Consider the following 6,000-nt stretch of genomic DNA (forward strand, 5'->3'; position numbering starts at 1 on the left):
GGTGCACGTTTTAATGTCTACCGGACCCCTCGGCTATGGCATCAAGGGCAAGAACTGGAGCGCCGTCGGACCAGCCTCGCCGACGAACTGCATGGCGTGGCCATTTGCAAGACGCTCGCGCGAATTGAGGCGGACTCCGAAAGAAAAGGGACCTTTGGCGAATTAGCTGCCGCGCAATGAAAGCACGCGAAAATCTGGGCAGACAAGCTCAAGGCCGGGTGGCAAACGATGGCGGGCCAGAAGCAACCGTAGGCGTGGAGACTGCCGAGGCAGAGTCGTGGCACCGGGCGTATCATCCGGCGACGATCTGCGCGCCGCCGTACTCGGTACTAACGACGGTCTGGTGCCGAATTTTTGCCTAATCATGGGCGTTGCCGGGGGCGGGACCTAAAACCAAGCCATCCTATTGACTGCGCTTGCCGGGAGCGTCGCGGGGGGCTGCTCGATGGCACTCGCCGAATGGGCTGTCGGTAACCAATGCACGCGAGCTCGCGAGGACACAGATTGCGAAGGAGGCGGACGAGCTTAAGCACGCTTCCGAGGCCGAAGAGCATGAGCTTCGTATGAAATATCGGGCAAAAGGCCGCTGTCGCCGTGCACCCTGCACGGACCGGGAAACTATCTTCGGAATGACGCCGATTGAGCAGGTGGTTATTAAACTGAGTCAAGCAGTGGATTTTGTGCCGACACCGCCTTCAGTCGATGACCGGTTGTTGCACGCTGTGTCTTCCGGGACGCTGACCGTATCCAGGCAGCTCGCGCGCGCCGTTTTGCTTAAGGTTTCCTTCAGGTTTGCTCCGTAATATCTGCGCGAGTCTGCCGTCGCGCTCGCCATCCCCGCGTTCCAGTTCCGACAGGCTCCCGATAAAAAACCGAAAGCGTCCTTTCAGGCTTGCTGGAGCGTCCATGAAAACTCTGTTCTTGCAGGCGCCGTCGTATGACGGCTTCGATGGCGGCGCCGGCTCGCGTTATCAGGCGAAGCGCGAAGTGCGCTCGTTCTGGTATCCGACCTGGCTTGCGCAACCCGCCGCGCTCGTGCCCGACAGCCGCGTGCTCGATGCACCCGCCGATGGCCTGTCCGTCGACGCAACGCTCGACATCGCGCAGCACTACGATCTCGTCGTCATTCATACCAGCACGCCGTCGTTTCCCACTGACGCGCTTTTCGCCGAAGACCTCAAGAAGCGCAAGCCGTCGCTTGTGATCGGCATGGTCGGCGCGAAGGTGGCCGTGGACCCGCACAATTCGCTGACAGCGAGCGAGGCGATCGACTTCGTCTGCCGCGAGGAATTCGACTTCACCTGCCAGGAAGTGGCCGCGGGCAAACCGTTCGCGCAGATTCTGGGCCTGAGCTATCGTGCCGCCGACGGCTCGATCGAGCACAACGCGGCGCGCCCGATCCTCGAGAACATGGACGAGTTGCCGTTCGTCGCGCCCGTCTACAAGCGCGATCTGAAGATCGACAACTACTTCATCGGCTATCTGAAGCATCCTTACGTGTCGATTTATACAGGACGGGGCTGCCGCTCAAAATGCACGTTCTGTCTGTGGCCGCAGACCGTGGGCGGACACCGTTATCGCACGCGTTCGGTCGAGAACGTGCTGGCTGAAGTGAAGTGGATTCGCGACAACATGCCCGAAGTGAAGGAGATCATGTTTGACGACGACACCTTCACCGACTTCAAGCCGCGCGTCGAGGAAATCGCCCGCGGTCTCGGCAAGCTCGGCGTGACGTGGTCGTGCAACGCGAAAGCGAACGTGCCGTATTCCACGCTGAAAATCATGAAGGAAAACGGCCTGCGTTTGCTGCTGGTCGGCTACGAGTCCGGCGACGATCAGATCCTGCTGAACATCAGGAAGGGATTGCGCACCGACATCGCGCGGCGTTTCAGCGACGACTGCCGCAAGCTCGGCATCAAGATTCACGGCACCTTCATTCTCGGCTTGCCCGGAGAAACGCAGCAGACCATTCAGAAGACCATCGACTACGCGAAAGAGATCAATCCGCACACGATTCAGGTGTCGCTCGCGGCGCCGTATCCGGGCACGCGGCTCTACGACCAGGCGGTCGAAAACGGCTGGCTCGAAGAGAACAAGGTGATCAACCTCGTGAGCAAGGAAGGCGTGCAACTTGCGGCCATCGGCTATCCGCATCTGTCGCGCGAGGAGATTTATCACCAGCTGGAAAACTTCTACAAGCGCTTCTATTTTCGTCCGTCGAAGATCTGGGAAATCGTGCGCGAGATGCTGACCAGTTGGGACATGATGAAACGGCGCTTGCGCGAAGGCGTCGAGTTCTTTCGCTTTCTGCGCGCACACGAGGCGTGAACGGCGCGCATTGGGCCGCCACGGTTTTCGTTCATGCGTGCGCTTATCTCTGCGCTGCATGCGCACTGTTCGGCATCGGCTACACGACGATTGCGAGCGTGCTGATCGGGCGGTTTTTTGCGCGGCCTGTAACGGAGCCCGCCAGCTTTCCGCCGGTGACAGTGGTGAAGCCGCTGCACGGCAGCGAGTGGGCGCTGCTCAGCAATCTGTCGAGTTTCTGCGAGCAGAACTATCCGGGCCCGGTGCAGTTTCTGTTCGGCGTGCATGACCCGGCGGACCCCGCATTGCAAGCCGTCGAAAGCCTCAAGCGCCTGCATCCGCAAGCGGACATCACCGTGATCGTGGACGCGCGTCTCTATGGCCCCAATCGGAAGATCAGCAACATCATCAATATGATGCCGCACGCGCGGCACGACCTGCTCGTGTTCGCCGATAGCGACGTTGGCGTCGGGCCGGACTATCTGCGTCATATCGTCGGCGAACTGGAGAAGCCAGGCGTGGGACTCGTGACCTGCGTGTATCGGGCGCAGCCCGATCCCGGTTTTTGGCCTCGCCTGTCCGCGACCGCGACGCACTATCAGTTTCTGCCCGGCGTCGTCACCGGTCTTGCGCTCGGTCTGGCGCGGCCGTGCTTTGGACAGACCATTGCAATGCGGCGCGGCACGCTGGAGAAGATCGGCGGCTTTCTGCCCTTCGTGCATCATCTTGCCGAAGATCACGCGATAGGCGAAGCAGTGCGCGCCATCGGCGAGACGGTGGCGATTCCGCCGCTTGCCATTTCGCACGCTTGCGCGGAGGCGAGCGCGGCGCAGTTGTTTGCGCATGAGTTGCGCTGGAGCCGGACCATTCGCAGCGTCGATCCGACAGGTCATGTTGGCTCAGCGTTGATGCATCCGCTGCCGTTGGCGTTGCTCGCTATCGGCCTGTCGAGCGACGCGCCGTGGGCCTGGCTAATCGCGGCGCTGGCGTTGTCCGTGCGTTTCGCACTGAAGGTGAGCGCGGATCGCGCATTGCGGCAGGCGCATGGCGGCGCCTGGATGCTGCCGATATGGGATATCGTGTCGTTTGCGATCTTTGTCGCGAGCTTCTGGAGTTCGCGGGTGGTCTGGCGCGGGTTCAGCTTCGACGTCGATGGCGACGGCCTGCTGTCGGCCGCGCAGGACGAATGACGACGAGAGGAGTTTAGGCGGCGATGATGCGCACGTCTTCCGAATGGCGCGATGAGCGGCAAGCCCGTCGCGCAACGAACGCGCGAAAGGTGTCCGCATGATGAAGCATCTCGGGCGCGTGGCCGCACTCGCGGGACTGGCTGCGTCGCTGTGGCTCGTGCGGCGGGACAACCCGGTCGCGGTGCTCGGCGCGCTGCGCGCCGCCGGCGCGGGGCTTGTGCTCGCGGCACTCGCACATGTCCTGCCGATGCTCGCCAATGCCTGCGACTGGCGCTCGCTGATTCGCGGCGCGAACCGGCCGCGCGTGCTCGACATGCTGCATCTCGTGTGGGTGCGCGAATCGGTCAATAGCATGCTGCCGGTCGCGCGCATCGGCGGAGAGGTCGTGTCGTTCCGCATGCTCAGGCGCTGGGGCGTGCGGCCTTCCACGGCGGTGGCGAGCATCATCGCCGATATGCAGTTGACGGTGATCAGCCAGTTGCTGTTCACGATGGTCGGCATTGGTTTTCTGTTTGCGCACGCGCATTCGGGCACGCTGCGGCTCGCTGGGCAACTTGCGTGGGGCGTGGTCGTGCTGACGCCGCTTCTCGTTTTGTTCGCGCTCGTGCAGCACGCGAGTCCGTTCGAACGCATGACGCGCGCGCTCAATCACATCACGAGCGGCAAGCTCGCCGCACTCGTTGGACAGTCCGCGCAAATCGATCTGGCGATCAAGCTGATCTGGCGGCGCCGCGCCGTCGTGCTGCGCTATCTGTTCTTCTGGCAGCCGCTGCAGTGCGCGCTGACGTCGCTGGAAATCTGGCTCGCGCTGTATTTTCTCGGCACGCAAGTCACGCTGGTTGAAGCCGTCGTGATCGAGTCGTTGATCCAGGCCATCAGCAGCGCGGCCTTCTTCGTGCCGGGCGGCCTCGGCGTGCAGGAGGGCGGTTTTATATTGATCGGCGGCGCTCTGGGGCTCGATCCATCGACGTGTCTCGCGCTTGCCGGCGCGCGCCGCATTCGCGATCTGCTGATGTTCGTGCCAGGGCTGATTGCATGGCAGTTCGCGGAAGGCGCGAACCGCGCGCCCGTGCGCCGTCAGGCGCAGCGGAACCCGCAACGGGCGGAACTCGCGGACACCCGCGTCGCCTGCGATACGAACCGCCGCTAGGCCGCGGCCTTCAGTCGCTCGTCAGGCGCGGCGGTAGAGGCGGGAAACGATACTTCGACGGAGAGTCCGCGGCTCTCGAGGCCGGGTCCGAAGCGCACGGTCGCGCCAAAGTGTTCCGCAATGCGCGCGACAATCGAGAGGCCAAGCCCGCTGCCGGTCGCCTGGTTACCAGTGGCGCGAAAGAACCGGTTGGTCAGCCGCGCGACATCTGCCGAGGCCACACCGGGACCGTCGTCGCGCACGGTCACGACAACGCGATTATCGAGCGGCTCGTGCGCGCGCTTGACCGCAATTTCGATGTTGCCGCCCTCGCTTCCGTACTTGATTGCGTTGTCCACCAAATTGTCGAACAGGATACCGATCAGCACAGGCTCCGCATTGATCTCGGCCTGCATGTCGCAGTCGAGCATCGCGCGCATGTTTTTTTGCTGCAGGTTGCCGGCGTTGGCCAGCACGGCATGCTTCGCGAGCGACCCAGGCGCAAGCGGTGCCGTCGACAGTTTTTCATGCATGTCCAGACGTGCGAGCAGCAGCAATTGCTCGGCGAGCCGCGCGCTGCGATCCACGCCTTGCACGACCCGCTCCATCGCGAGTCGCTGCCGCGCCGGGTCGGGCTCGGCGAGCGCAACCTGTGCCTGCACCTTGATGGCGGCCAGCGGCGTCTTCAGTTCGTGAGCGGCGTCGGCGGTAAACGCGCGTTCACGTTCAAGCGAATGGTGCAGACGCGAGAGCAGCAGATTGAGCGCGTCGACGAGCGGCCGCACCTCGGTCGGCGCGTCGCCGATTTCGACAGGCTCCAGGCGGTTGATATGTCGCGAGCGGATTGCATCCGACAGCACGCGCAGCGGCGCGAGGCTCCAGCCGATGCTGAACCACACGAGCAGCGCGAGGACCGGCAGCGCAATCAGGGCAGGGCGCGCGATACGGCTCGCCACTCCACTGACCAGATCGCTGCGCGTATTGGCCTGCTCGAATACGCGTACCGTGTGGCCCAGCGCCGTGCCGCGCAGCGTGAACGAGTGATACGTCTGACCGCCCAGCACGACGTCTTGGGTGCCCGAGACGGCCGGCACCGGCAGGTCCCATGCCCCGAGCGCGCGCAGGGCAGGGCTGCCGGCAATCACGTCGCCGTCGCGCGTGCGCACCTGAAAGAGCGCGTCGCGCGGCAGCGAGTCGTCGTCGTCGTTCTCGCTCGCACTGGTCGCACCGCCTCTTTCTTCCTCTCGCACGTCGATGTGCGCGTTGGCAAGCGTGGCGAGGTTGGCCTGATCGAGAAGCGCGAGAATCTGCGCGACTTCCGCGAGGCGCGCTTCTTCCCATTCGCCGACTTCCTGCGTGGCCTGACGATAACTC

At 63.5% G+C, this 6,000-nt stretch carries 4 protein-coding genes; 3 read left to right on the top strand and 1 reads right to left on the bottom strand.

Translation table 11 applies throughout. The features are described 5' to 3' along the window. Nucleotides 1-906 precede the first annotated feature (906 nt). The 3 genes from hpnJ (at nt 907) to P0D87_RS19455 (ending at nt 4,647) form a co-directional block, all read left to right on the top strand. Nucleotides 907-2,328 (top strand): hopanoid biosynthesis associated radical SAM protein HpnJ, encoded by a 1,422-nt coding sequence (hpnJ, locus tag P0D87_RS19445; protein WP_006050771.1) that lies wholly within the window; start codon nt 907-909, stop codon nt 2,326-2,328. After that, on the top strand, nt 2,325-3,497 hold the full coding sequence (gene hpnI / locus P0D87_RS19450) for a bacteriohopanetetrol glucosamine biosynthesis glycosyltransferase HpnI (RefSeq protein WP_053860358.1): 1,173 nt from the start codon (nt 2,325-2,327) through the stop codon (nt 3,495-3,497). Before hpnJ ends, hpnI begins: the two co-directional genes overlap by 4 nt. Nucleotides 3,498-3,594: 97 nt before the next feature. Then, nucleotides 3,595-4,647 carry a lysylphosphatidylglycerol synthase domain-containing protein gene (locus tag P0D87_RS19455; protein WP_053860359.1) on the top strand — a complete coding sequence of 351 codons (1,053 nt, stop codon included), beginning with the start codon at nt 3,595-3,597 and terminating at the stop codon, nt 4,645-4,647. On the opposite strand, the gene P0D87_RS19460 is transcribed toward P0D87_RS19455, so the two are convergent. Then, nucleotides 4,644-6,000, bottom strand: a 1,357-nt coding sequence (locus tag P0D87_RS19460) for an ATP-binding protein (RefSeq protein WP_408637000.1), incomplete at its 5' end; no start/stop codon positions are given. The two genes, P0D87_RS19455 and P0D87_RS19460, sit on opposite strands and share 4 nt — an antisense overlap.

Origin of the sequence: Paraburkholderia sp. RL17-368-BIF-A (assembly GCF_046054045.1) — a bacterium.
In the GTDB taxonomy this organism is placed as follows: Bacteria; Pseudomonadota; Gammaproteobacteria; order Burkholderiales; family Burkholderiaceae; genus Paraburkholderia; species Paraburkholderia graminis.

Bases quoted from the DNA above. Each gene is read 5' to 3' on its own strand.
- hpnJ (WP_006050771.1), top strand. From the start codon at position 907: ATGAAAACTCTGTTCTTGCAGGCGCCGTCGTATGACGGCTTCGATGGC.
- P0D87_RS19455 (WP_053860359.1), top strand. From the start codon at position 3,595: ATGATGAAGCATCTCGGGCGCGTGGCCGCACTCGCGGGACTGGCTGCG.